This window comes from Streptomyces sp. ID05-26A, assembly GCF_033794685.1.
In the GTDB taxonomy this organism is placed as follows: Bacteria; Actinomycetota; Actinomycetes; order Mycobacteriales; family Pseudonocardiaceae; genus Lentzea.
In genome coordinates this window covers 315,807-337,264 of the sequence record NZ_JARAYZ010000006.1, presented here as the reverse complement: position 1 = coordinate 337,264, position 21,458 = coordinate 315,807, and the positions used below count along the sequence as shown (strand labels likewise).

The 21,458-nt window shown below is 69.5% G+C and carries 26 protein-coding genes, 1 tRNA gene and 2 riboswitches; of the genes, 19 read left to right on the top strand and 8 right to left on the bottom strand.

Going from position 1 to position 21,458, the window contains the following annotated elements; genetic code table 11:
- The first annotated feature begins 17 nt into the window (after positions 1–17).
- From PV646_RS39055 to PV646_RS39025, 7 genes are all read left to right on the top strand, one after another.
- Positions 18–1,352, top strand: a complete 1,335-nt coding sequence (locus PV646_RS39055) for a PucR family transcriptional regulator (protein ID WP_500347520.1) — start codon at positions 18–20, stop codon at positions 1,350–1,352.
- 145 nt (positions 1,353–1,497) lie between these two features.
- Positions 1,498–1,569: transfer RNA gene (locus PV646_RS39050), tRNA-Glu, on the top strand.
- 119 nt (positions 1,570–1,688) lie between these two features.
- Entirely contained in the window at positions 1,689–2,351 is a 663-nt protein-coding gene (locus PV646_RS39045; RefSeq protein WP_500347518.1) for an SAM-dependent methyltransferase, read from the top strand.
- A 70-nt stretch (positions 2,352–2,421) separates the two neighbouring features.
- Positions 2,422–3,030 (top strand): DUF4383 domain-containing protein, encoded by a 609-nt coding sequence (locus tag PV646_RS39040; protein WP_500347517.1) that lies wholly within the window; start codon positions 2,422–2,424, stop codon positions 3,028–3,030.
- 73 nt (positions 3,031–3,103) lie between these two features.
- The gene (locus tag PV646_RS39035) at positions 3,104–3,784 is read left to right on the top strand and encodes a M50 family metallopeptidase (protein WP_500347515.1); all 681 of its coding nucleotides are present in this window, start codon (positions 3,104–3,106) and stop codon (positions 3,782–3,784) included.
- 63 nt (positions 3,785–3,847) lie between these two features.
- The gene (gene argS, locus PV646_RS39030) at positions 3,848–5,581 is read left to right on the top strand and encodes an arginine--tRNA ligase (RefSeq protein WP_500347513.1); all 1,734 of its coding nucleotides are present in this window, start codon (positions 3,848–3,850) and stop codon (positions 5,579–5,581) included.
- Between the two features lie 71 nt (positions 5,582–5,652).
- A complete protein-coding gene (locus tag PV646_RS39025) occupies positions 5,653–5,973 on the top strand; it encodes a WhiB family transcriptional regulator (protein WP_500347511.1) in 321 nt (106 codons plus the stop codon).
- Here the strand turns inward: PV646_RS39025 and PV646_RS39020 are convergent.
- Positions 5,943–6,773 carry a SigB/SigF/SigG family RNA polymerase sigma factor gene (locus PV646_RS39020; RefSeq protein ID WP_500347510.1) on the bottom strand — a complete coding sequence of 277 codons (831 nt, stop codon included), beginning with the start codon at positions 6,771–6,773 and terminating at the stop codon, positions 5,943–5,945. The genes PV646_RS39025 and PV646_RS39020 overlap by 31 nt on opposite strands.
- Positions 6,770–7,138: an ATP-binding protein gene (locus PV646_RS39015; protein WP_500347508.1), complete on the bottom strand. Its 369-nt coding sequence runs from the start codon at positions 7,136–7,138 to the stop codon at positions 6,770–6,772. Before PV646_RS39015 ends, PV646_RS39020 begins: the two co-directional genes overlap by 4 nt.
- Positions 7,139–7,307: 169 nt before the next feature.
- On the opposite strand from PV646_RS39015, the gene PV646_RS39010 reads away from it, so the two are divergent.
- Positions 7,308–8,009 carry an ATP-binding protein gene (locus tag PV646_RS39010; RefSeq protein WP_500347507.1) on the top strand — a complete coding sequence of 234 codons (702 nt, stop codon included), beginning with the start codon at positions 7,308–7,310 and terminating at the stop codon, positions 8,007–8,009.
- On the opposite strand, the gene PV646_RS39005 is transcribed toward PV646_RS39010, so the two are convergent.
- Positions 7,972–8,328, bottom strand: a complete 357-nt coding sequence (locus PV646_RS39005) for an STAS domain-containing protein (protein ID WP_500347506.1) — start codon at positions 8,326–8,328, stop codon at positions 7,972–7,974. The two genes, PV646_RS39010 and PV646_RS39005, sit on opposite strands and share 38 nt — an antisense overlap.
- Positions 8,329–8,508: 180 nt before the next feature.
- On the bottom strand, positions 8,509–9,177 hold the full coding sequence (locus PV646_RS39000) for an ANTAR domain-containing protein (protein WP_500347505.1): 669 nt from the start codon (positions 9,175–9,177) through the stop codon (positions 8,509–8,511).
- 253 nt (positions 9,178–9,430) lie between these two features.
- Here PV646_RS39000 and PV646_RS38995 point away from each other — a divergent pair, with 253 nt between their 5' ends.
- The 9 genes from PV646_RS38995 to gcvP all read left to right on the top strand — a co-directional run bounded on the left by PV646_RS38995 (position 9,431) and on the right by gcvP (position 17,726).
- The gene (locus PV646_RS38995; RefSeq protein ID WP_500347503.1) at positions 9,431–9,646 is read left to right on the top strand and encodes a hypothetical protein; all 216 of its coding nucleotides are present in this window, start codon (positions 9,431–9,433) and stop codon (positions 9,644–9,646) included.
- A gap of 95 nt (positions 9,647–9,741) precedes the next feature.
- Positions 9,742–10,323 carry a cardiolipin synthase ClsA gene (gene clsA / locus PV646_RS38990; protein ID WP_500347502.1) on the top strand — a complete coding sequence of 194 codons (582 nt, stop codon included), beginning with the start codon at positions 9,742–9,744 and terminating at the stop codon, positions 10,321–10,323.
- 42 nt (positions 10,324–10,365) lie between these two features.
- On the top strand, positions 10,366–10,749 hold the full coding sequence (gene gcvH / locus PV646_RS38985; RefSeq protein WP_500347501.1) for a glycine cleavage system protein GcvH: 384 nt from the start codon (positions 10,366–10,368) through the stop codon (positions 10,747–10,749).
- Positions 10,750–10,862: 113 nt separating this feature from the next.
- On the top strand, positions 10,863–11,321 hold the full coding sequence (garA, locus tag PV646_RS38980; RefSeq protein ID WP_360392419.1) for a glycogen accumulation regulator GarA: 459 nt from the start codon (positions 10,863–10,865) through the stop codon (positions 11,319–11,321).
- 48 nt (positions 11,322–11,369) lie between these two features.
- The gene (locus PV646_RS38975) at positions 11,370–11,915 is read left to right on the top strand and encodes a MerR family transcriptional regulator (RefSeq protein ID WP_500347499.1); all 546 of its coding nucleotides are present in this window, start codon (positions 11,370–11,372) and stop codon (positions 11,913–11,915) included.
- Between the two features lie 152 nt (positions 11,916–12,067).
- Complete coding sequence (locus PV646_RS38970; RefSeq protein ID WP_030468959.1) at positions 12,068–12,541, top strand: bifunctional nuclease family protein; 474 nt, start codon at positions 12,068–12,070, stop codon at positions 12,539–12,541.
- A 390-nt stretch (positions 12,542–12,931) separates the two neighbouring features.
- The gene (locus tag PV646_RS38965; RefSeq protein WP_500347722.1) at positions 12,932–13,462 is read left to right on the top strand and encodes a MerR family transcriptional regulator; all 531 of its coding nucleotides are present in this window, start codon (positions 12,932–12,934) and stop codon (positions 13,460–13,462) included.
- Positions 13,463–13,549: 87 nt separating this feature from the next.
- On the top strand, positions 13,550–14,521 hold the full coding sequence (locus PV646_RS38960) for a hypothetical protein (protein ID WP_500347496.1): 972 nt from the start codon (positions 13,550–13,552) through the stop codon (positions 14,519–14,521).
- 56 nt (positions 14,522–14,577) lie between these two features.
- A riboswitch (glycine riboswitch) is annotated at positions 14,578–14,676 on the top strand.
- 3 nt (positions 14,677–14,679) lie between these two features.
- A riboswitch (glycine riboswitch) is annotated at positions 14,680–14,780 on the top strand.
- A gap of 51 nt (positions 14,781–14,831) precedes the next feature.
- Positions 14,832–17,726, top strand: a complete 2,895-nt coding sequence (gcvP, locus tag PV646_RS38955) for an aminomethyl-transferring glycine dehydrogenase (protein ID WP_500347494.1) — start codon at positions 14,832–14,834, stop codon at positions 17,724–17,726.
- A gap of 45 nt (positions 17,727–17,771) precedes the next feature.
- Here gcvP and PV646_RS38950 read toward each other — a convergent pair whose 3' ends face one another.
- Genes PV646_RS38950 through PV646_RS38935 form a run of 4 tightly spaced genes read right to left on the bottom strand, consistent with a single transcriptional unit; the run spans position 17,772 to position 19,633 of the window.
- A complete protein-coding gene (locus PV646_RS38950; RefSeq protein ID WP_500347492.1) occupies positions 17,772–17,954 on the bottom strand; it encodes a hypothetical protein in 183 nt (60 codons plus the stop codon).
- Between the two features lie 13 nt (positions 17,955–17,967).
- A complete protein-coding gene (locus PV646_RS38945) occupies positions 17,968–18,582 on the bottom strand; it encodes a class I SAM-dependent methyltransferase (RefSeq protein ID WP_452254860.1) in 615 nt (204 codons plus the stop codon).
- A gap of 11 nt (positions 18,583–18,593) precedes the next feature.
- Entirely contained in the window at positions 18,594–19,253 is a 660-nt protein-coding gene (locus PV646_RS38940) for a maleylpyruvate isomerase family mycothiol-dependent enzyme (RefSeq protein WP_500347491.1), read from the bottom strand.
- Positions 19,254–19,255: 2 nt separating this feature from the next.
- On the bottom strand, positions 19,256–19,633 hold the full coding sequence (locus PV646_RS38935) for a DUF3224 domain-containing protein (RefSeq protein ID WP_500347490.1): 378 nt from the start codon (positions 19,631–19,633) through the stop codon (positions 19,256–19,258).
- 49 nt (positions 19,634–19,682) lie between these two features.
- Here PV646_RS38935 and PV646_RS38930 point away from each other — a divergent pair, with 49 nt between their 5' ends.
- Complete coding sequence (locus PV646_RS38930; RefSeq protein ID WP_500347488.1) at positions 19,683–20,654, top strand: helix-turn-helix transcriptional regulator; 972 nt, start codon at positions 19,683–19,685, stop codon at positions 20,652–20,654.
- Positions 20,642–21,457 carry an aldo/keto reductase gene (locus tag PV646_RS38925; protein ID WP_500347486.1) on the top strand — a complete coding sequence of 272 codons (816 nt, stop codon included), beginning with the start codon at positions 20,642–20,644 and terminating at the stop codon, positions 21,455–21,457. Before PV646_RS38930 ends, PV646_RS38925 begins: the two co-directional genes overlap by 13 nt.
- Position 21,458 lies beyond the last annotated feature (1 nt).

Here is a 21,458-nt window from a genome sequence, read left to right as displayed (position 1 = left end):
TGCACAATCCTGGACTTGTGGTTGTGCACACCGTCCCGTTGAAGGACCTCGTCGCGCGAGTCGACCTCGGGCTGACCGTCCTGTGTGGAGCAGAAGCGCTGGACCGGCCGATCCGCTGGGCCCACGTGTCCGAACTGGAGGACCCGACGCCGTACCTGGTCGGTGAGGAGCTGCTGCTCACGGCCGGCGTGCGGTTCCCGTCCGACGTGCCCGCCTACGTCGCCGGACTGGTGTCCTCCGGCGTCTCGGCGATCGGCTTCGGCGTCGAACCGGAGTTCCCGACGGTGCCGCCGTCGCTGGTGGAAGCCTGTGCGGCGCAGGGCATGCCGCTGCTGGAGGTGCCGCCGTCGACGCCGTTCCTCGCGGTGTCGACGGCTCTCGGCGCGGTGCTCGCGGAGATCGCCGTGCGGGAGCAACGGATGCTCGCGGACAGCCAGCGCGCGCTGACCCGCGCCGCGACGCGCGTCCGTCCGGTCGAGTCGGTGCTGACGACGCTGGCCGTGGTGCTGAACTGCCGCGCCGATCTCGTGGACGCCGCGCACGCGCATGAGGACGTGTCCTCTCTCGTGGCACGCGTCGCGTCCGGCACGGGACCACGTTCGGCCTCGGCCCAGGTGGGTGAAGACCACGTGACGCTGGACCCGGTCGAGTCCGCGGTGCTCGTGGTGCGCCGCCCGGCCCCGCTGTCCCCCGCCGAACGCGCTGTCGTCGCGGTCGCGCTGGCGTTGCTCGGGCTGCTGCGCCGCGACCTGGAGAGCGAGCGCGGCCAGATCGCGCGGCTCGCGGCCTCGGCGTTGCTGCGGCCGGAGGCATCCGGAGTGGAGGCGGTGCTGGGGCCCGGTCCGCACCGCGTGGTGGCGGGGGAGTCGCGGGCGGACTACGACGTGCTGGCGCAGCGGTACGGGCCGCTGGTGTCGAAGGTGGAGGACGGGTTCCTCGCGCTGGTGGCCGGAGGGCTGGACCTGTCCGGGCCGGTGGGGGTCTCGTCGCCGGTGGACGGGTCCGGGATCGGCGCGGCGGTGGCGGAGGCCTCGGCCCTGCTCCCACGCGCGCTCGCCACCGGTGAACCCGCCCTGCCCGCGTCCGACCTGTCCTCCCTGGTGGACCCCGTGGCTGCCCGCGCCTTCGCCCGCCGCGAGCTAGCGGGCCTCCTCGGCCGCCCCGAACTGGTCGACACCCTGAGGGCCTGGCTCGGCCAGCACGGCAGCTGGGACCGGGCCGCGACGGTGCTCGGTGTGCACCGCAACAGCGTTCGGCACCGAATCTCCCACGTCGAACGGCTGCTCGGTCGTGATCTTGGAACGGCCGACGCGCGGGCGTCGCTCTGGCTCGCGCTCAGGTGGCTCGATTAATTCCTTTGCGGCCGGTGTGCGCTGTCGGTCATCATTGTTCACATGATCCGAGCAGACGAATGGGCCGGAGCGCCCTCCAAGCTGTGACCTGCTAGTTCACTTTCTTCTATTTCTTGCGAGCATTTCACTTTGAATGCTCGTTCCAGGCGTGTTCGTCCAGTGGTCAGGACGTCGGACTCTCAATCCGGAAACACGGGTTCGATCCCCGTACGCGCTACGTGGCCCGGTCTTCGTGGGGTGGACCGGGCCCTCCCGCAGGACGGTCCATGTCAGACGGACCCAAAGAATCTTCGAAAACTTCGCCCGAATGGTCTAGGCGCCAGTTACGCTCTGCGAATGGCTGCGGTCCCCGCCTTCGCACGCTACGAGGTCGACGTACGTCGGCCGAACGCCGCGCGCATCCATGACTTCTACCTCGGCGGCGCGCACAACTACGCCGCCGACCGCGCGTTCGCCAAGCAGGCGGTCCGGATCGACCCCGAACTGCCGCTCGTGACCCGGGCCCAGCGAACGTTCCTGCGCCACGCCGTCCGCCACTGCTGGGCGGCGGGTGTGCGCCAGTTCCTCGACCTCGGCTCGGGCATCCCGACGTGCGGTGCCACGCACCAGACGCTGCCCGACGCGCGCGTGGTCTACGTGGACTCCGATCCGGTCACGGTCGCGTTCTCCCGTGGACTGTTGCGCGGCGAACCGCGCGCGTGCGCGGTCGAGGCGGACCTGCGCCGTCCCGACCAGGTGCTCCGGCATCCGGGCGTGCTGTCCCACTTCGACCTGCGTGAGCCGTACGCGGTGCTGATGGTCGACGTCCTCAGGTACGTCGACGACACCACCGGGCCGGGCCGCGTCGTGCGCCGCTACCGGCACGCGTTGCCCGCGGGCGGATTCCTCGTGGTCTCGCACCCCACCCCGGTCGAGCAGCTCATGGAAGGGCTGACGATCGAGGCGCCGGCCGTCGTTCCCGGCGCGTACGCGGGCATCGGCCGCAAGGCCCCCCGCTGACCCGGAACGTTTGGTTCCTGTGAGGCCGGGGTAGTCAGCCGGTCACAAGAACGGAGCCTGGAGGGCTGACATGACCCACCGCATCAAGGTCGCCGGTCTGCAGCCGGCGCAGCTGCTGGCCGGACTGGCCGGCATCGCGTTCATCGTGTTCGGCGTCGTGGGCTTCACCCGCACCGGGATCGGCGACTGGGCCGCCCAGTCCTACGTGCTCGGGTTCTCGGTGAACCCGTTGCACAACACGGTGATGGTGGCCGTCGGCGTGCTGGGCCTGCTGATGGCACTCGGATCGGGTCTCTCGCGGCTGTACGGCTGGCTGCTGTTCGCCGGCTTCGCCGCGATCTTCGTGTGGGACCTGATGATCACCGGGATCCTCGCCCAGAACCCGGCGGAGCAGTACGGCAACCCGCTGGCGATCAACGCGAACGACAACTGGCTGCACCTCGGCATCTCGGTGTTCGGTCTGCTGCTCGCGGTCGTGCCCGCCCGCCGCAAGCTGGTCGAGGACGAGGAGCCGGTGCTGCCCGAGCCGCGCTCGGAGGCGTTCCGCGGCGAGCGGGACACCACGCCGATCACCGAGCCCCTGCCCACCGCGGCACGCCGGGAGGAGCCGATCACCCACGAACAGGCGGTGGTCGACCCCAAGACCGAGCGGGTGAGCAAGGACAAGATCAAGCACTAGTTGCCCTGTCCGGCGCAGACGCGCCGTGAGAGCCCACATGCGGCTCTCACGGCGCGTCTGTTTCGATGTCGCGATGCCTTCCGAGTTGCTGACCCACGAAGTGCTGATCACGTGGGGGACGGCCGCCGCCGCGTTCCTGGCCGTCGCGCTGCACGGACTCTGGCGGGTCACCCGCAACGTCATCACCATCGCCCACGAGGGCGGGCACGCGCTGCTGGCCGTGCTGACCGGCCGCCGGCTGAGCGGGATCAAGCTGCACTCCGACACGTCCGGCCTCACCGTCTCCCGCGGCAAGCCGCGCGGACCCGGCATGGTGCTCACCGCGCTGGCGGGCTACATCGCCCCGTCGCTGCTCGGCTTCGGCGCCGCCGTGCTGATCACCAACGAGAAGATCCAGCTGATGCTGTGGATCAGCATCGGGTTCCTCGCCGCCATGCTGATCATGATCCGCAACGTGTTCGGCGTGCTCTCGATCATCGTCACGGGCGGCGCGTTCTTCTTCGTCTCCTTCTACGCCACGGCCGAGGTCCGCGACGTGGCCGCGTACGTGTTCGCCTGGTTCCTGTTGCTGGGCGGTGTCCGGCCCGTGTGGGAGCTGCAGGTCAAGCGGTGGCGGCGGCAGGCGCCGAAGTCCGACGCCGACCAGCTCGCCTGGCTCACCGGCGTGCCCGCCCTGGGCTGGGTCACGTTGTTCGGCGTGGTCAGCGTCGCCGCCCTCGTCGGCGGAGGGGCGCTGCTGCTCGGGCGGTGGTGAGGAACCGTTTTGCCACGGGTGAAATACTGAGCCGAACAAGCCGGTGGTCGAGAGGTGGGTTCAGTGCTGCGTGGGGATGTCGGGCTCGAACTGGGCCAGCGGGTCGCGCGGGCGTTGCGCGTCGCCCTGGACGTGGACATCACCGCGGAACAAGCGCTGATCCGACCGTCCAACCGAGACGGTGCCGACTACCAGTGCAACGTCGCGATGAGTCTCGCCAAGAAGGTCGGCAAGAACCCCCGCGAGGTCGCCACGCTGATCGTGGAGCACCTGGACGCCCAGGACGCGGTCGAGAGCACGGAGATCGCCGGCCCCGGCTTCATCAACCTGAAGCTGCGCCGCGAGTGGCTCGAGACGCAGACCGCGAACCTGCTCCGCGACGACCGGCTCGGCGTGCCCGAGACCGAGGAGCCGCGCCGGATCGCGATCGACTACAGCAGCCCCAACGTGGCCAAGGAGATGCACGTCGGCCACCTGCGCTCGACGATCATCGGCGACGCGTTCTGCCGGCTGCTGACCTTCGCCGGGCACGAGGTCATCCCGCACAACCACCTCGGTGACTGGGGCACCCCGTTCGGCATGCTCATCGAGCACCTGACCGACGAGGGCCACGGGGCCGACCACGAGATCAGCGACCTCAACGCGTTCTACCAGCAGGCGCGGCAGAAGTTCGACAACGAGCCGGGCTTCGCGGACCGCGCGCGCCGCCGGGTGGTGCTGCTGCAGGGCGGCGACGAGGCGACGCTCGCGCTGTGGCACGAGCTGGTGGGGGAGTCGCAGCGGCACTTCAACCAGGTCTACGAACTGCTCGGCATCGGGTTGTCGGCACAGGACAACTACGGCGAGAGCTTCTACAACCCGTACCTCGCGGACACGATCACCGAGCTGCAGCAGAAGGGTCTCATCGAGACCAGCGACGGCGCGCTCTGCGTGTTCCCGCCGGGGTTCTCGAACCGCGAGGGCGACCGGCTGCCGCTGATCGTGCGCAAGAGCGACGGCGGCTACGGCTACGCCACCACGGACTTCGCGACCGTGCGGTACTGGGTGCGCGAGCGCAAGGTCGACGACCTGATCTACGTCGTCGGCTCGCCGCAGGCCCAGCACTTCCAGATGATCTTCGCCACCTCGAAGCAGGCGGGCTGGCTCGACGACGCGCACACCGCCGTGCACACCGGGTTCGGCACGATCCTCGGCTCCGACGGCAAGACCATCCGGACGCGCGCGGGTGGCACGATCAAGCTCATCGACCTGCTCACCGAGGCCGTCGAGAACTCGTACCAGGTCATGCCCGAGACGTCCGATGTGGAGGGTGCGGAGAAGGACGAACTCGCCCGCACGCTCGGCCTCGGCGCGGTGAAGTACGCCGACCTCTCCAACGACCGGGAGAAGGACTACGTCTTCACCTGGGAGAAGATGCTCGCCAAGACCGGCGACACGTCGGTGTACATCCAGTACGCCAACGCCCGCATCCTCTCGATCGGCCGCAAAGTCGGGCGTGAGGCCCCCCAGGACGCGCCGCTGGTGCTCCAGGAGCAGGCCGAGCGGGACCTGGCGTTGAAGCTGCTGCAGCTGCCCACGGCCATCCAGGCGGCCATCGACGAGCTCGCGCCGCACAAGCTCACGACCTACCTGTTCGAGACGGCGACGGCGTTCTCCACCTTCTACAACGACTGTCCGGTCGCGACGGCGGAGACGCGGGAACTGCAGGACTCACGCCTGCACCTGCTCACGCTGACGTCCCGGGTGCTCACCCTGGGGCTGTCCCTGCTGGGTATCGGGGCACCCGAAAGGCTCTAACAGGTTTATCCCAGGTCAGGCAGAGGTACGCAGAGATCGCAACTCTTTCCCCTAGGCCTCCGGGAGTCGCGATGACCTGTACGACCCGTCTGCCCAAGCCGGTCACCGACGTGTGGGACTGGCAGATGGATGGACTGTGCCGCGGTGAGAACAGCGCGATCTTCTTCCACCCGGACAACGAACGCGGCTACGCGCGGGCGGCCAGGGAGGACAAGGCGAAGGCGATCTGCGGGCACTGCCCGGTGCTGGAGCAGTGCCGCGCCCACGCGCTCGAGGCTCAGGAGCCGTACGGCGTGTGGGGCGGCATGGGAGAGGACGAACGGCGCCAGATCGTCAACGCGGCCCGGCGCCGGATCCGTGCCTACGCCTCTTCCAACACGTCCCGGAGCTGACGCAGCGTCTTCGCGAGCAGTCGCGAGACGTGCATCTGGGAGATGCCGACCTTCTGCGCGATCTGGGTCTGGGTCATGTTGCCGAAGAAGCGCATGACCACGATCTTGCGTTCGCGCTCGGGCAGCTTCTCCAGCAACGGGTGCAGAGCCTCGCGTTGCTCGATCATCGCGATCTCGGGGTCTTCCTCGCCGATGGTCGAACCCAGCGAGATCGACGAGTCCTCCGACATCAGCATGTCGTCCAGGGACGCGCTCTGGTAGGCGTTCCCGGCCGCGAGTCCCTCGTGGATCTCCTCGCGGGACAGACCCAGGTGCTCGGCCAGTTCCGACGGGGTCGGCGCGCGGCCGAGCGACTGCGACAGGCGTGACGTGCCCGCGTTGATCGCCAGGTGCAGCTCCTTGAGCCGCCTCGGCATCCGCACCGACCAGCTGGAGTCGCGGAAGTACTTCCGGACCTCACCCATGATCGTCGGCACCGCGAACGACAGGAAGTCGCTGCCGCGGTCCGGGTCGAAGCGGTCGACCGCGTTGATCAGGCCCACCGTCGCGACCTGCACCAGGTCCTCGTGCGGCTCGCCGCGGTGGCCGAACCTGCGGGCGATGTGCTGGGCGACCGGCAGGTGCTCGGTGACCAGTCTGTCCCGCAACGTCTCGCGCTTCGGGCCCGCGGGGGTGCCCGCCAGCTCGGCGAACAGCGGAGCCAGGTGGTCGTAGTCACCCGACCGGGACTTCTTCTCCTCGGCCTTGGGCTCCGCCGGCTCGGTCTCCGCCGTCTTGATCGCTTCTTCCGCCCCGGTCACGCATCCACCGCCCCTGCCGTCGACTTGACGAGGTCGATGTGCACCACGAATCCCTCGGACTCCTCGACGTTGGTCCGCACGGAGTCGACCAGCGCGGTCAGCACGCGCCAGCCGAAGCTGGCCTCGTCCGGACCGGCCGCGGACTTCGCGGATACCTTCGCCGAGACGTGGACGGCACCCCTGTCGTCCACCGCGAAGTGACAGCTGAGCACCGCGTCCTGGGCCGCCAGCGTGATCAGCGTGGAACACGTCTCGTCCACGGCGAGCTTCAGGTCCTCGATCGAGTCGAGGTCGAAGTCCTGCCGCATCGCGATGTCCGCCGCGACCGCGCGCACGATGGACAGCTGCGTGGGGTCCGCCGCCATCCGAAGCTCGACGCCTGACAATTGAGTCACAGCCACCTCGTAGTCCGTTCTGCTGAAGGCCGGCATGTCCTATGCCGTACCCGAATCGATCTCGCTTTACACGTGTATTCGAGCCGCTCCCCGGGAAATCACCTGCTGGAAGCCACAAGGATCACCTGGGAGGAGCGCTGTGCTGGTGCATCAAGACTTCCTGGCCTTCCGCTTCCCGGCAGACGCGCGAGAAGTAGCGCCTGTGCGGCACCGCCTTCGCCATTGGCTGGAGGACAGCGGATTCGGCGAGGACGAAGCGAGCGACTTCGTGCTCGCGGTCAGTGAAGCGATCAACAATTCCGTCGAGCACGCCTATCCCGGGCCCGTTCGCGGCACCGTCGAGGTGCGGGCCCGGGCCGAACAGGACGGGACCGTCCGCGTCGACGTCGCCGACCACGGCCGGTGGCGCGTACCGCCACCCGCGCTGACGATGCGGGGGCGGGGTCTCCTGCTCATGCGGGAGAGCGTGGACGAGGTCGAGATCGACCGCACGGCGAGCGGCACGACCGTGCGCCTGCGCCGAGCCCGTTCGCCCGTCGGTCCCGCGGGCCGTGCCGCGCTGGAGTGCGACGTGCGGGTCCACGAGACCTCCTCGGGCGTAGTAGCGGTGGTGCGCGGGGACGTGCCCGTGGAGGCAGGTCCGTCGTTGCGCCGCACGCTCACCGCGGCGGCCCGGGGCGGCACCGTCCCGCTGACCGTCGACCTCAACGGCCTCGGCCCGGAGGAGGGCGGGGTGGAGCAGGCCCTCCGCGACGTCGCCGCGGCGCTCGGCCAGGCGGGGAACCGCCTCACCGTCCGGCGCTCTAGCCCAGGGCCGAGTCCACGGACGGGTGGAGGCTGAACACCTCACCGAGCCCGGTGGCCTCCAGCGGGCGCGTCACGGCCCGAGCGGTCGCGACGACCTTGAGAGCGGCGCTCTGCTGCTGCGCCAGCTTCGCGGCCTCGACGAGCACCGCGAGCCCGGCGGAACCGAGGAACGTCACGCTCGACATGTCCACGACGAACACGCCGCCGTCCCCGAGGCCGTTGACCAGGGCCTCGCGCAACGCGGGCGCGGAGACCATGTCGACCTCGCCGGACACGGCGAGGACGGTGACTCCGGGCGCCGGCTGCCGCACCTTCAGCTCGATCTGCTCCGTACGTGGGTCTTGCACAGTCACCGAAGTACTCCCTCTCGCGAACAGGGAGCCGCCACGCAGCGGCCCCGGACGCGGCTGCTGGCTCAACCGCTGCGGCCACCACCGTACGGGAGCGGCCGGTCAACAGGACAGGTCGAGGAGTCGGTACCCGGACAATGGTCGGTTCAAACACCGCGCTTGCCGGATTCGTCACCCCGATCGTCAGCTCCGCAGCGCCTCCCACAGCCTCTTGGCGACGTCGTGCGCGGCGTCCGGCGGAGCGACGACGTCCTCGGCGCCGTCCTCCAGCGTCCCGCCGACGGTCAGCACCAGCGCCGTGGCCACGTCCCGCAGCTTCACGTTCGCGTGCTGGCTCGTGCGGACCAGCAGTTCGAAGGCCTCGCCGGGCGCGCACGGCCGGGCTCCCATCACCAGGCCCTTCGCCTGATCGATGTAGCGGCGGTGCTGCACCATCCGCACCATCTGGTCGGCCCGCAGGACCTCGCCCGCGCAGAACTCGACCACCGCGGCCGCGGTCGCGACGAGCGGCTCGATCTCCTCGATCGCCGCCAGGTCCTCGACGGTCGGCGCGTGCGAGAGGTAGACCGTCAGCACCACCGGCCCGCTGTCGCCCCAGCTGCCGGGCACCGCGAGCACGTGCGTGCCGGCCACCTGACCGGACACCTGCCGTTCGTCGCGCGAGGCGTCGACGAGCGGCCCCGCGCCGCTCGACAACTGCTCGGCGTCCAGTTCCACGGCGACACCCACGGCCCGCAGCAACGTGCCCTCGGGCCACACGCTGAGCCCGACGCCCTCGCAGCCGTCGAGCTGCGAGCACAGGTGGTCCATCAACCGCGAAATGAGTTCCGTACCGAATTTCACCTGGTCCACGCGTCGATGTTAGGCCCGGCCGATCCCCGGCGGACGTTGTGCGGTCATCGGCGTACGACGAACGGTTGCACAGGCAAGGACCGGGAGTTCCGTTCCACTTCGGACCCGAACAGCTCGGCGCGCGGATTGATCCACCCGTCGCTTAGGACCCAAAACACATGAGTGTTCTGAACCACAGTCCGACAGAATTCGTTTCAAGGGATAACGCCGGAGCCCCGGTACGCGACATCCCTGATGTCACGAGAGGACAGAAATGAGAACCGCCATGGAAACCCAGCCGCAGCAGGACGCAGAGTCCGATTCATCGCTGCCGACCACGCCGTGCAGCGTGGTGTGGAGCCGGGGTCACGCCTACGTGCTCGAGGGTTTCCGCGCTCGCTGGGTGGGCCGCGACGACCGGGGCCGCCCGCACGCCATCACCGGTGCCGAGATGCAGCGCCGGGGCTGGACCCTCACCCACACAGCCTGAGCAAGACAGCACCACCGCACTCCCGCAACCAGTCGCACAGCGTGCCGTGACGCCATCCGGCAGCCCTTGCGCAGTCACTCGTTTAGAGTGCGGGTGTGCGTGATCCGGCTGATCGCCTGCTGACGATTCCGAACCTGCTCAGCGTGCTGCGGCTGGCCGGTGTCCCGCTCTTCCTGTACCTGCTGCTCGGACCCCGCGAAGACGGCTGGGCGCTGCTCATCCTCATGTTCGCGGGGTTCTCCGACTGGCTCGACGGCAAGCTCGCGCGCTGGCTCGACCAGATGAGCAACCTCGGCGCGCTGCTCGACCCCGCCGCCGACCGCCTCTACGTGTTCTGCACGCTGCTGGCGTTCGTGATCAGGGACATCGTCCCGCTGTGGGTCGCCGTCGTGCTCGTGAGCCGCGAGATCGTCGTCGGCATCTGCCTGCTGATCCTGCGGCAGCGGGGCTGGGGCACGTTCGAGGTGACCTACCTCGGCAAGGCCGCGACCTTCAACCTGCTCTACGCCTTCCCCCTGCTGCTGCTCGCGCAGGGGGACTCGGCGTGGGCCCAGGTCGCCCTGCCGTTGGCCTACGCGTTCACGGCCTGGGGCGGAGCGCTCTACCTGTGGTCGGCGCTGCTGTACGTCTACCAGTTCTTCCTGGCCCTGCGGGTCACACCTCGCACGGTCGCGTGAAAAGATCACCCCATACAGGTTGAGCACGAGGAGCGCAGTCAGTTGATTCCCGAGGAGCTTCGTTACACCGAGGAGCACGAGTGGATCGCCAGCACAGGCGAGAACACCGTGCGCGTCGGCATCACCGACTACGCCCAGGAACAGCTCGGTGACGTCGTCTTCGTCCAGCTGCCCGAGGTCGGTCACACCGTGGCGGCGGGTGACACGTTCGGCGAGGTCGAGTCCACCAAGAGCGTCTCCGACCTCTACTCGCCGCTCGACGGTGAGGTCGTCGCCATCAACGACGCGTTGGTCCAGACGCCGGACTCGGTGAACACCGATCCGTACGGCGAGGGCTGGATGGTCGAGATCCGGCTGAACGACCCGGAAGCGCTGGAAGGCCTGTTGGACGCGGACGGGTACAAGGCGTTGGTGGAGAAGGAGTGACGTCGATCTTTCGCCGGATCTTCGGCCGGAAGGGGAGCCGCGCTGAAGGCGGTGACCCCAACGCGATAGGTTTTACCGGAAGTGACGGATCCAGCAGCAGGAGGAGAGCTCAGGTGAGCACGAACGACGGCCCAGGCGTTCCGCCGGAGCAGTCCCCGGAGCGGACCTCCGTCTTCCGGGCGGACTTCCTCCAGGAGATGGAAGGCGGCGCCGAGGCGCCCGCACAGGAGCCGGCCGTTGCCGGTGTTGACGCCCTTCCCGCCGGTTCCGCGCTGCTCGTGGTCAAGCGCGGTCCGAACGCCGGATCCCGGTTCCTGCTGGACCGAGACACGACGAGCGCCGGGCGCCACCCCGACAGCGACATCTTCCTGGACGACGTGACGGTCTCGCGCCGGCACGCCGAGTTCCGCAGGGAGGGCGGCGAGTTCGTCGTCATCGACGTCGGCAGCCTCAACGGCACCTACGTCAACCGCGAGCCGGTCGACCAGGCCGTTCTCGCGAACGGTGACGAGGTCCAGATCGGCAAGTTCCGCCTCGTCTTCCTGACGGGTCCTGGCTCCGCGGGAGCCTGACGCGTGACGGCCGGGCGGCCACAACGCGGGGGCTCGAGCATCGGAGCTGTGCTCGCACAGCTTCGACCGGAGTTCCCCGACGTCACCATCTCCAAGATCCGCTTCCTGGAAGCGGAGGGGCTGGTCCGCCCGGCACGCACCGCCTCCGGCTACCGCCAGTTCAGCGTGGCGGACGTCGAGAGGCTGCGTTTTGTGCTGTCCGCACAACGGGACAGGTACCTGCCGCTCAAGGTGATCCGCGAGCAGCTCGACGCCGTCACGGACGCCGCGGCGTCCGGCTCGCTGTCCCGGATCGACCTGCTGACCCAGACCGGTCTGGGTGCCGACCAGCTGTCCCAGCTGGAACGCGACGGTCTGCTGCGCCCCGGCCCCGGCGGCCGGTTCACCACCGAAGACGTCACCGCGCTCCGCACGATCCGGACGATGACCGGGCTCGGCGTCGAGCGCGAGCACCTGCGCGCGGTCCGCGCGGCAGCGGACCACGAGGTGGTTCTGCTGAAGTCGTTCTCAGATCCCGAGACGGTCCGGGAATTGGCCGACCTCTTCACCTCGTTGCACACGTTGTTGGTGAGAGCGGGTCTGCGCCAGTCCTGATCAGCCGGAGATGTGTGCCTCCTTGATCACGATCCGCCCGAAACGATTGAGCACACGGCCCGCTTGGCGGGTAGCGTCGGACAGGTACGCCGGGGGATGCTCGGGTGTGAAAACCGGGTCGTCCCCGAATGACCAGAGGGAGGCGAGGCCCGATGAGCGAAATGCGCGTCGTCGGCGTGCGGGTGGAGCTGCCCCAGAACCAGCCGATCCTTCTTCTGCGCGAAACCGAGGGCGAGCGGTACCTGCCCATCTGGATCGGCAGCGTCGAGGCCACGGCGATCGCGTTGGAGCAACAGGGCGTGCGTCCTGCTCGTCCGCTCACCCACGACCTCCTCAAGGACGTCATCGGGGCACTCGGGCGCAACCTCGAGCAGGTGCGGATCACCGACCTGCAGGAGGGCACGTTCTTCGCGGAGCTCGTGTTCGACGGCGACGTGCGGGTGTCCGCGCGGCCCTCGGACTCGGTGGCGCTGGCGTTGCGCGTGGGCGTGCCGATCCACGCCGAGGAGTCGGTGCTGGCCGAGGCGGGCCTGATCATCCCGGACGAGCAAGAGGACGAGGTGGAGAAGTTCCGCGAGTTCCTCGACTCGGTCTCCCCGGAAGACTTCCGCGGAGCGGATACATAAACACCGTCGCGGAGCGGATACGCAAACACCGTCGCGGAGCGGATACCTGAGTTTTCCGGGTGTCGCACTCCGTCTCGCATGGTCGTGAGGTCAGTTCGTTTGGACGTCCCTCGGTCGGACTACTCACGGTCGTTTTGACCGCTAAACGATCACTAAACGTCACCTGAACGTCCTAGTTCGGGTGACGCTGTGACTCTCTACTTGAGGTTGAGGGTCGGAACTCTCCGCGCGTCGCGTTGACCTGCCATCGGACCGGTCCTACCGTCGAACCCGAGTGGACGTCGCTGCTTCACGAGAGTGGACGCGGCGGCTTGACGGCCATGAGTTTCGTGGCCGTTCCGAGGGGAGGCAGGCGTGGTCGAGGAAGCGCCCTTGCGGGCCGAATCCGGGCTGCAGGGTGAACTGTTCCCGGACTCCTCGCTGCCGGACGAGCTCGTCGGTTACCGAGGACCCGCGGCGTGTCAGATCGCGGGCATCACGTACCGGCAGCTCGACTACTGGGCAAGGACCGGGCTGGTCGCGCCGACGATAAGGATGGCGCACGGCTCCGGCAGCCAGAGGTTGTACTCCTTCAAGGACATCCTGGTGCTCAAGGTCGTCAAACGGCTGCTGGACACCGGTGTCTCATTGCAGAACATCAGGGTCGCGGTCGACCACCTGCGCCGCCGCGGCGTGCAGGACCTGGCGAGGATCACGCTCTTCTCCGACGGCACGACCGTCTACGAGTGCACCTCGCCCGAGGAGGTCGTCGATCTGCTGCAGGGCGGTCAGGGCGTGTTCGGCATCGCGGTCAGCGGTGCGATGCGCGAGATCTCCGGCACGATCCACGAGTTCCCGGCCGAACGTGCGGACGGCGTCGAGATCGCCCCGATGACCGAGGACGAGCTGACCCGCCGGCGTCGCGAGCGCGCCACCGGCTGACCGGCCCGCTGATCGTGGCCGACTGGCCGCCGTGGGTGGCCGGTCGGCAGAAGCGCGGTGATCACGTGCGTCCCTAGCGTTTCCGGCATGACGCACACCCCTTCGTCACAGGTCGTCAAGGTCCTCGCCGCGGCGGTGCGGCGCGCCGCACGGCTGGACTTCGGCTTCGTGGGTACCGAGAACCTGCTGATCTCGCTGGTCGACACCATCGGCCCCGGCCGCAAGCTCGGCACGACGTCGCTCACGGCGCAGGCGATGGCGCGGGGGACCGACCTCTGGCCCGACGACGACGGTGGCGTCGTCCCCGAGCCTCACCCGGACGTCACGGCGCTGATGAGCGCCGCCCACCACCACGCCCGCGTCGACACCCTTCTGCCCGTCAGTCACGCGCTGGAGTCCTGTCTGCGGGCCGCCGTGGCCCAGGCCGGCGACGGCGTGCTGACCACGACCCATCTCGCGCTGGCGCTGCTGTCGCTCGACTCCGGGCGGGTCGCCGACCTGATGCTCGTGCACGGCGTGGACGTGGAGGCGACGGCCGCAGCCGTGCGGGCCGACGCCGCGCGGAAGTACGCCGAGGTCGAGGAGGCGCCCGCCGTCTGGTTGCTGCGCAAGGCGGGAGCACTGGAAGGCGACTCCGGCGGCGGGTACGTGCGCTGGCTGATGCGCCTCGTCTCGCGCGGACGCGGTGGTCTCGGTGGTCCGGTGCTGGCCGTCGTGCGCAACGAGGCCGAACGCCTCGCGGTCGCCGCGCGACGAGACGTCTCGTCTCGTGACCTCGTGGAGGCCGTACTGACGGTCGACCGGCAGCTGACCGCGTCCGGACGCCGGTTGAAGCCGGAGTTCGAGTCGAGCGGCGCGGCGGCGTTGCGCGAGGCGGGAGTGGAACCGGCCGCGTTGCCCGCCGGCGGCACCGTGGAGCGCGCGCTGGAACGGGCGAAGCTCGTGGCGGCCCGGCGCGGAGACACCGTCGTGGACACCCGGCACCTGCTCGTGGCGGTGCGCGACGACCCGGCGGACCCCGTTTCGGGGGTGCTCGCCGGTCTCGCCACTGAGACGTAGGTCGCCTCCCTAGCGACTACCCGGGCTGCCTGCGGGTATTCTTCTCGGGTAGTCGCTGAACTCAGGCGGGAGAGACCGGGGTTTCACGAGCCCGGCGCCGAAGGAGCAAGTCCCTCCCCGGGAACCTCTCAGGCATCCAGGACCGCCGAGCGAGACGCCTCTGGAAAGTGGATCCCCGCAAGGGAATCCCGCCGACGGTGAAAGCCCAGCCTGTGCAGGTGGGTGAACCTCTCAGGCGCCCTTCGGGGTACGGACAGAGCGGGGAGGGCACAAGACACGTGTGCCCGAAGCCAGCCCCCGGAGGCGTTTGATGACGCAGGACCGCATTCCGCTCGCCGCTCTCGAGCACGGCACCCCGTTCGCCGACCGCCACGTCGGCCCGCGTCCCGCCGAACTCGCGCGCATCCTCGACGTCATCGGCGTCGGGTCGCTCGAGGAGCTGGCGCAGCACGCGGTGCCGTCGTCCATCCACGAGCGCGATCTCGTGCTGGACCTGCCCGCCCCGGCCACCGAGACCGAGGCGCTCGCGGAACTGCGCGAGCTCGCGTCGCAGAACCGCCCGATGACGCAGATGATCGGCCTGGGCTACTACGACACCGTGACGCCGGGCGTGATCCTGCGCAACGTGCTCGAGTCGCCCGCCTGGTACACCGCGTACACGCCGTACCAGCCGGAGATCTCGCAGGGCCGCCTCGAAGCGCTGCTGAACTTCCAGACGATGGTCGGCGACCTGACGGGCCTGCCGGTCGCGAACGCGTCCATGCTGGACGAGTCGACAGCGGCCGCCGAGGCGATGACGCTGGTGCGCCGCGCGGGCAAGTCCAAGTCGAACAAGTTCGTCATCGACGCCGACACGCTGCCGCAGACGCTCGCCGTCATCGAGACGCGCGCCGAGCCGCTGGGCATCGAGATCGTCGTCGCCGACCTGTCGCAGGGCATCGAGGGACTCGGCCTCGGCGGCGACTTCTTCGGCGTGCTGCTGTCCTACCCCGGCGCGTCCGGTGTGGTGCGCGACCAGGCCGGTCTGATCGAGGAGATCCACGCCGCCGGTGCGCAGGCCGTCGTCGTCGCCGACCTGCTGGCGCTGACGCTGCTGCGCGCGCCCGGCGAGATCGGCGCGGACGTCGTCGTCGGCACCACGCAGCGCTTCGGCGTCCCGATCGGCTTCGGCGGCCCGCACGCGGGCTACATGGCCGTCCGGTCCGGTCTGGAGCGTCAGCTGCCCGGCCGTCTCGTCGGTGTCTCCGTCGACTCGGACGGCTCGCTGGCGTACCGCCTCGCGCTGCAGACCCGTGAGCAGCACATCCGCCGCGAGAAGGCCACGTCGAACATCTGCACCGCGCAGGTGCTGCTGGCCGTCATCGCGTCCATGTACGCCGTCTACCACGGCCCCGAGGGCCTGCGGTCGATCGCGACCCGCGTGCACCGCCTCGCGACCGTGCTCGCCACGGGCCTGTGCGAGGCCGGTCTGGACGTCGTGCACGGCGAGTTCTTCGACACCGTCGAGGTCCGCGTCGAGGGCCAGGCCGCGGCGGTCGTCGCGAAGGCCCGCGAGGCCGGCATCAACCTGCGTCTCGTCGACGCCGACATCGTCGCAATCGCTTGCGACGAGAAGACCACGCGTGAGCACATCGTCGCCGTGTGGGCGGCCTTCGGTGTCACCGGGTCCGATGTGGACGCGATCGACGCCGACACCGCCGACGGCATCCCGGCCGACCTGCGCCGCACCTCGGACTACCTGACCCACCCGGTCTTCCACGCGCACCGCTCCGAGACCGCGCTGCTGCGCTACCTGCGTGCGCTGTCCGACAAGGACGTTGCCCTGGACCGCAGCATGATCCCGCTCGGCTCCTGCACGATGAAGCTGAACGCCACCGCGGAGATGGAGTCCATCACGTGGCCGGAGTTCTCGACGCTGCACCCGTTCGCGCCCGTCGAGGACGCCCGCGGCCTGCTGAAGATCGTGTCCGACCTGGAGGCGTGGCTCGCCGAGGTCACCGGCTACGACGCCGTCTCGCTGCAGCCCAACGCCGGCTCGCAGGGTGAGTTCGCGGGCCTGCTCGCGATCCGCGCCTACCACCGCGCGAACGGCAACGCCGACCGCGACGTCTGCCTGATCCCGTCCTCCGCGCACGGCACCAACGCCGCGTCCGCCGTCATGGCCGGCATGCGCGTCGTCGTCGTGAAGTGCGACGACAAGGGCAACATCGACATGGGCCACCTGCGCACCACGGTCGCGGAGCACGCCGACGACCTGGCCGCGATCATGATCACCTACCCGTCGACGCACGGCGTGTACGAGGACACCGTCCGCGAGGTCTGCGGCCTGGTCCACGACGCGGGCGGCCAGGTGTACGTCGACGGCGCGAACCTCAACGCTCTGATCGGCCTCGCGCGCTACGGCAAGTTCGGCTCGGACGTCTCGCACCTGAACCTGCACAAGACGTTCTGCATCCCGCACGGCGGCGGTGGCCCCGGCGTCGGCCCGATCGGCGTGAAGTCCCACCTCGCCCCGTTCCTGCCGAACCACCCGCTGCAGCCGACGGCGGGTCCGGCTACCGGTGTCGGCCCGATCTCGGGCGCCCCGTGGGGTTCCGCGTCGATCCTGCCGATCTCGTGGGCGTACGTGCGCATGATGGGCGGCGACGGCCTGCGCCGCGCCACCCTGACCGCCGTGGCCGCCGCGAACTACGTGGCCCGCCGCCTGGACGAGCACTACCCGGTCCTCTACACCGGCGAGGGCGGCTTCGTGGCCCACGAGTGCATCCTCGACCTGCGCCCGATCACCAAGGCCACCGGCGTGACGGTGGACGACGTCGCGAAGCGCCTCGCCGACTACGGCCTGCACGCCCCGACGATGTCGTTCCCGGTCGCCGGCACCCTGATGGTCGAGCCGACCGAGTCCGAGGACCTGGCCGAGATCGACAGGTTCATCGACGCCATGATCGCCATCAAGCGCGAGATCGACCGCGTCGGCGCCGGTGAGTGGCCCGTCGAGGACAACCCGCTGCGCAACGCCCCGCACACCGCGGCCTGCGTGACGGTCGGCGAGTGGAACCACCCGTACACCCGCGAGGAGGCCGTCTTCCCCGCGGGTCAGAGCAGCACCCCGAAGATCTGGCCGCCGGTCCGCCGCATCGACGGTGCGAAGGGCGACCGCAACCTGGTCTGCTCCTGCCCGCCGCTCGAGGCGTACAGCAGCTGATCTAGGACGACGGGAAAGGGGCGCACTCGGGGGTGCGCCCCTTTTTCACGCCCTGACGGGGCAGGCGTCGTCGCCGCAGTTCTCGTCGGTGCTCAGGCCGGGCTGGTTCTGGTCGTGCTCGAACGCGAAGTGGAAGCAGTCGGGGTGCATCCGCTCGAACAGCTCGAAGTCCTCGGTCTCCAGCTCGACCGTCTCACCGCAACGCTGGCAGGTCTGTTCCTCTGACACGGCGCAGATGGTCTCACCCGCGCCTGGCGAACAGCACCGCGCCGTCCTCGCCGTTCTCGCCGAACAGCCACCGCGCCTCGACGGTGAAGCCCGCGTCCCGCAGCCAGCCCGCCACCCGGTCCGGCGGCCGCAGGTGCACGTCCACCCGCATCGGGTGCCCTCCGTAGCCCGTGGTCTTGCGGTTGGTGCGGTCCCCGACGTGAAAACCCAGCTGCAGCAACCCGCCCGGCCGCAGCGCCTCGCGGAAGTGCCCGAACACCACGGGAACGAGCTCGTCGGGCACGTGGATCAACGACCACCAGGCGAGGATCCCGCCGAGCTCACCGCCGATCGGCTCGGTCATCGACCCCACCTCGAACCGCAGCCCGGGGTGGCTCTCCCGCGCGAGCGCGATCATCGCGGGGGAGAGGTCGATCCCGGACACGTCCACACCGAACCCGTGCAGCAGCGCGGTGATGTCACCGGGCCCGCAGCCGACGTCCACGACCGGGCCGCTGACCTCCTCCGCGAACAGCCGCAGCGCCGCCCGCAGGTGCGGCAGGCCGTCGAGCAGGCCGCGTGTGAGGTCCGCGTAGCTGACCGCCACCGTGTCGTAGGAGTCGCGCGTGTCCGCCAGCCAGTCGCTCACAGCCGAGGAAGTTACTCCTCGAACGGCTCCGGCCGGTGCCGACCGAACAACGCCAGCGACGAGATCCACACGTCCGGATCACCGTCCCACGGCAGCGCCTTGATCTGGTCGGCCGACCGCCGCCCGCCGATGGCCCGCATCAGCTCGAACGACGTCGTCCGCAACGTCCCGGCGGGCTCGCCGTGCCCGAGCACGCGGTCACCGTGCTCCAGCGTGATCCGCAACGCGGGCACGTCGTTCGCCCGCATCCGCTGGTCGAGCTCCTGCAACGGCCGCACCAGCGCCGACCGCACCTCGACGCCGTCCCGGTCGCCCGGAACCCCCAGCGCCGCACGGAGGTCGTGCTCGTGCGCGACCACCTCCGAGACCAGGACCGGCCCCATCGGCGTGTCGAACAGGTCCGCGGCGAGGACGAGGTTCGCGTCCCACTCGGCGAAGGCGTCGGCGAGGGAGTTGTCGCGGCGGTCGCGCACCTGCCGTTCGCCCCACTCGCCCGACTCGACGCCGTCGAACCGGCGGTCCGCGAAGTCGCGCAGACCGCCGGCGAGGTGCGCCACCACGTCCTTGACCGACCAGCCGGGCGTCGCCGCCACGGGTGTCTGGGGATCACGGCCCTCGACGAGAGAGGTGATCCGGGCCTTGGCCGCGTCGTAGATGGGGGCGTTGGTCATGGTCAGACCTCGTAGTCCAGGGTGTAGGTGCCGCTGCCATCCTCCGCCCAGTCCACCGTCACCGCACCTCGCGCGTTCAGGTACTTCCCGGTGCCGTCGACGATCTCGATGACGGCCTCCACGGAGGACCGGTACGCGCCGACGTGCCGCAGCACCAGCGTGCCCTCGTCCGTCGTGATCTCCTCCAGCGCGGTCGTCCACGCCACGTCGGCGCCGTAGTACATGAGGTACCGGCAGCTGCCGACGCCGCTGACGTCACCGGCGTACCCGAACTGCACGTGCGCCTCGGTGAGCTTGCGTCCCTCGACGTCCTGGTAGGACCGGCCGTCCCAGGTCTTCTCGTCCCAGCTCTTCACTTCGATGGTTCCGGTTGCCTTCATGGGGCCCACTCTGCTGGCAATTCCTGACAGATCGTGTCAGGTTCATCCCATGAAATCCGGCCGGCTCATCCAGGTCCTCCTGCTCCTGCAGTCCCGGGGCCGGATGACGGCGGACGAACTCGCCGAGGAACTGGAGGTCTCGCCGCGCACGATCTACCGCGACGTCGAGGCCCTGAGCGCCTCCGGCATCCCGATCTACGCCGACCGCGGCCCGGCGGGCGGCTACCAGCTGGTCGACGGCTACCGCACCCGGCTGACCGGCCTGACGACCGACGAGGCGCAGTCGCTGTTCCTCGCGGGACTTCCCGGCCCCGCGCAAGCGCTGGGGCTGGGGGAGTTCGCGGCCGCCGCCCAGCTCAAGCTCCTCGCCGCGCTGCCCACCGAACTGCGCTCGCGCGCCGAGCAGATCCGCCAGCGGTTCCACCTCGACACCCCGACGTGGTTCCGCGGCGACGAACCCACCGAGCACCTCGCCACGATCGCCGACGCCGTGTGGGAGCAACGCCGCGTGCGCATGACCTACCAGCGGTGGGGCAACGAGACCGTCGAACGCGAGGTCGACCCGTACGGCCTCGTGCTCAAAGCGGGCACCTGGTACTTCGTCGGCAGCGGCCGCACCTACCGCGTCTCGCGCGTGCTCACCCTCGAAGCCACATCGGACACGTTCGACCGTCCGGACGACTTCGACCTCGCGCGGTTCTGGGCCGAGTGGTCGGAGCAGTTCGAGGCCCGCATGTACGGCGAACGCGTCACGGTCCGCATGACCCGCTCCGGGCTGGACAAGTCGCAGTACCTGCTCAGCGGGTACCAGGCGCGCGTGATCCGGGAGCTGGCGCCGGAACCGGGCCACGAGTTCGGCTTCCCGACCGAGTCGTACCGGCACGTCGTCGCTGACCTGCTCAAATTCGGCGCGGACGTGGAAGTGCTGGCGCCAAACGAGGTGAGGGCCGAACTGATCGGCGCAATCGAGGCGATGCAGGACGTCTACAACGGTGCGAAGCTACCCGCATGGTTCCGCTGATCTCGTTGAACAACGGAGTTCGGATCCCTCAACTCGGCTTCGGCGTCTACCAGGTGCCGGAGGACCAGGTGGCCGGTGCGGTCACGACGGCGATCGAGGCCGGCTACCGCAGCATCGACACGGCCGCGGCGTACGGCAACGAGTCCGGAGTCGGCGACGCGATCGCCGGCGTCCCCGACCTGTTCATCACGACCAAGCTGTGGAACGCCGACCAGGGCTACGACGCCACGCTGCGCGCGTTCGACGAGAGCCTGCGCCGGCTGCGCCTCGACGTCCTCGACCTCTACCTCATCCACTGGCCCGCCCCGAAACGCGACCTCTACGCCGAATCGTGGCGCGCGCTGGAACAGCTCTACGCCGACGGCCGGGTGCGCGCGATCGGCGTCTCGAACTTCCACACCCCGCACCTGCAGCGCCTGTTCGACGAGTTCCCGACCACCCCGGCGGTGAACCAGATCGAGCTGCATCCGTTGCTGCAGCAGGAAGAGATGCGCAAGGTGCACGTGACGCACCGCATCGTCACCGAGGCCTGGTCGCCGCTGGCCCAGGGCGGCGCGTTGCTGCGCGAGCCCGACATCGCGGGCCTCGCCGAGAAGTACGGCAAGACCCCGGCCCAGATCGTGCTGCGCTGGCACGTCCAGCTCGGCACCGTCGTGATCCCGAAGTCCGTCACGCCCTACCGGGTCAAGGAGAACATCGACATCTTCGACTTCGAACTGGCCCAGGACGACATGCTGGTGATCACCGAGCTCGACAACGGCACCCGCACCGGCCCGGACCCCGACCGCTTCAACGTCGCCTGAA

Coding starts and splice junctions, on each gene's coding strand:
- PV646_RS39045 (WP_500347518.1), top strand. CDS start 1,689: ATGGCTGCGGTCCCCGCCTTCGCACGCTACGAGGTCGACGTACGTCGG.
- PV646_RS39035 (WP_500347515.1), top strand. CDS start 3,104: ATGCCTTCCGAGTTGCTGACCCACGAAGTGCTGATCACGTGGGGGACG.
- PV646_RS38970 (WP_030468959.1), top strand. CDS start 12,068: ATGAGCGAAATGCGCGTCGTCGGCGTGCGGGTGGAGCTGCCCCAGAAC.
- PV646_RS38930 (WP_500347488.1), top strand. CDS start 19,683: ATGAAATCCGGCCGGCTCATCCAGGTCCTCCTGCTCCTGCAGTCCCGG.
- PV646_RS38925 (WP_500347486.1), top strand. CDS start 20,642: ATGGTTCCGCTGATCTCGTTGAACAACGGAGTTCGGATCCCTCAACTC.
- PV646_RS38960 (WP_500347496.1), top strand. CDS start 13,550: ATGACGCACACCCCTTCGTCACAGGTCGTCAAGGTCCTCGCCGCGGCG.
- PV646_RS39015 (WP_500347508.1), bottom strand. CDS start 7,138: ATGGCGGCGGACCCCACGCAGCTGTCCATCGTGCGCGCGGTCGCGGCG.
- PV646_RS39025 (WP_500347511.1), top strand. CDS start 5,653: ATGACCTGTACGACCCGTCTGCCCAAGCCGGTCACCGACGTGTGGGAC.
- PV646_RS39040 (WP_500347517.1), top strand. CDS start 2,422: ATGACCCACCGCATCAAGGTCGCCGGTCTGCAGCCGGCGCAGCTGCTG.
- gcvP (WP_500347494.1), top strand. CDS start 14,832: ATGACGCAGGACCGCATTCCGCTCGCCGCTCTCGAGCACGGCACCCCG.
- PV646_RS38940 (WP_500347491.1), bottom strand. CDS start 19,253: ATGACCAACGCCCCCATCTACGACGCGGCCAAGGCCCGGATCACCTCT.
- PV646_RS38995 (WP_500347503.1), top strand. CDS start 9,431: ATGAGAACCGCCATGGAAACCCAGCCGCAGCAGGACGCAGAGTCCGAT.
- PV646_RS38935 (WP_500347490.1), bottom strand. CDS start 19,633: ATGAAGGCAACCGGAACCATCGAAGTGAAGAGCTGGGACGAGAAGACC.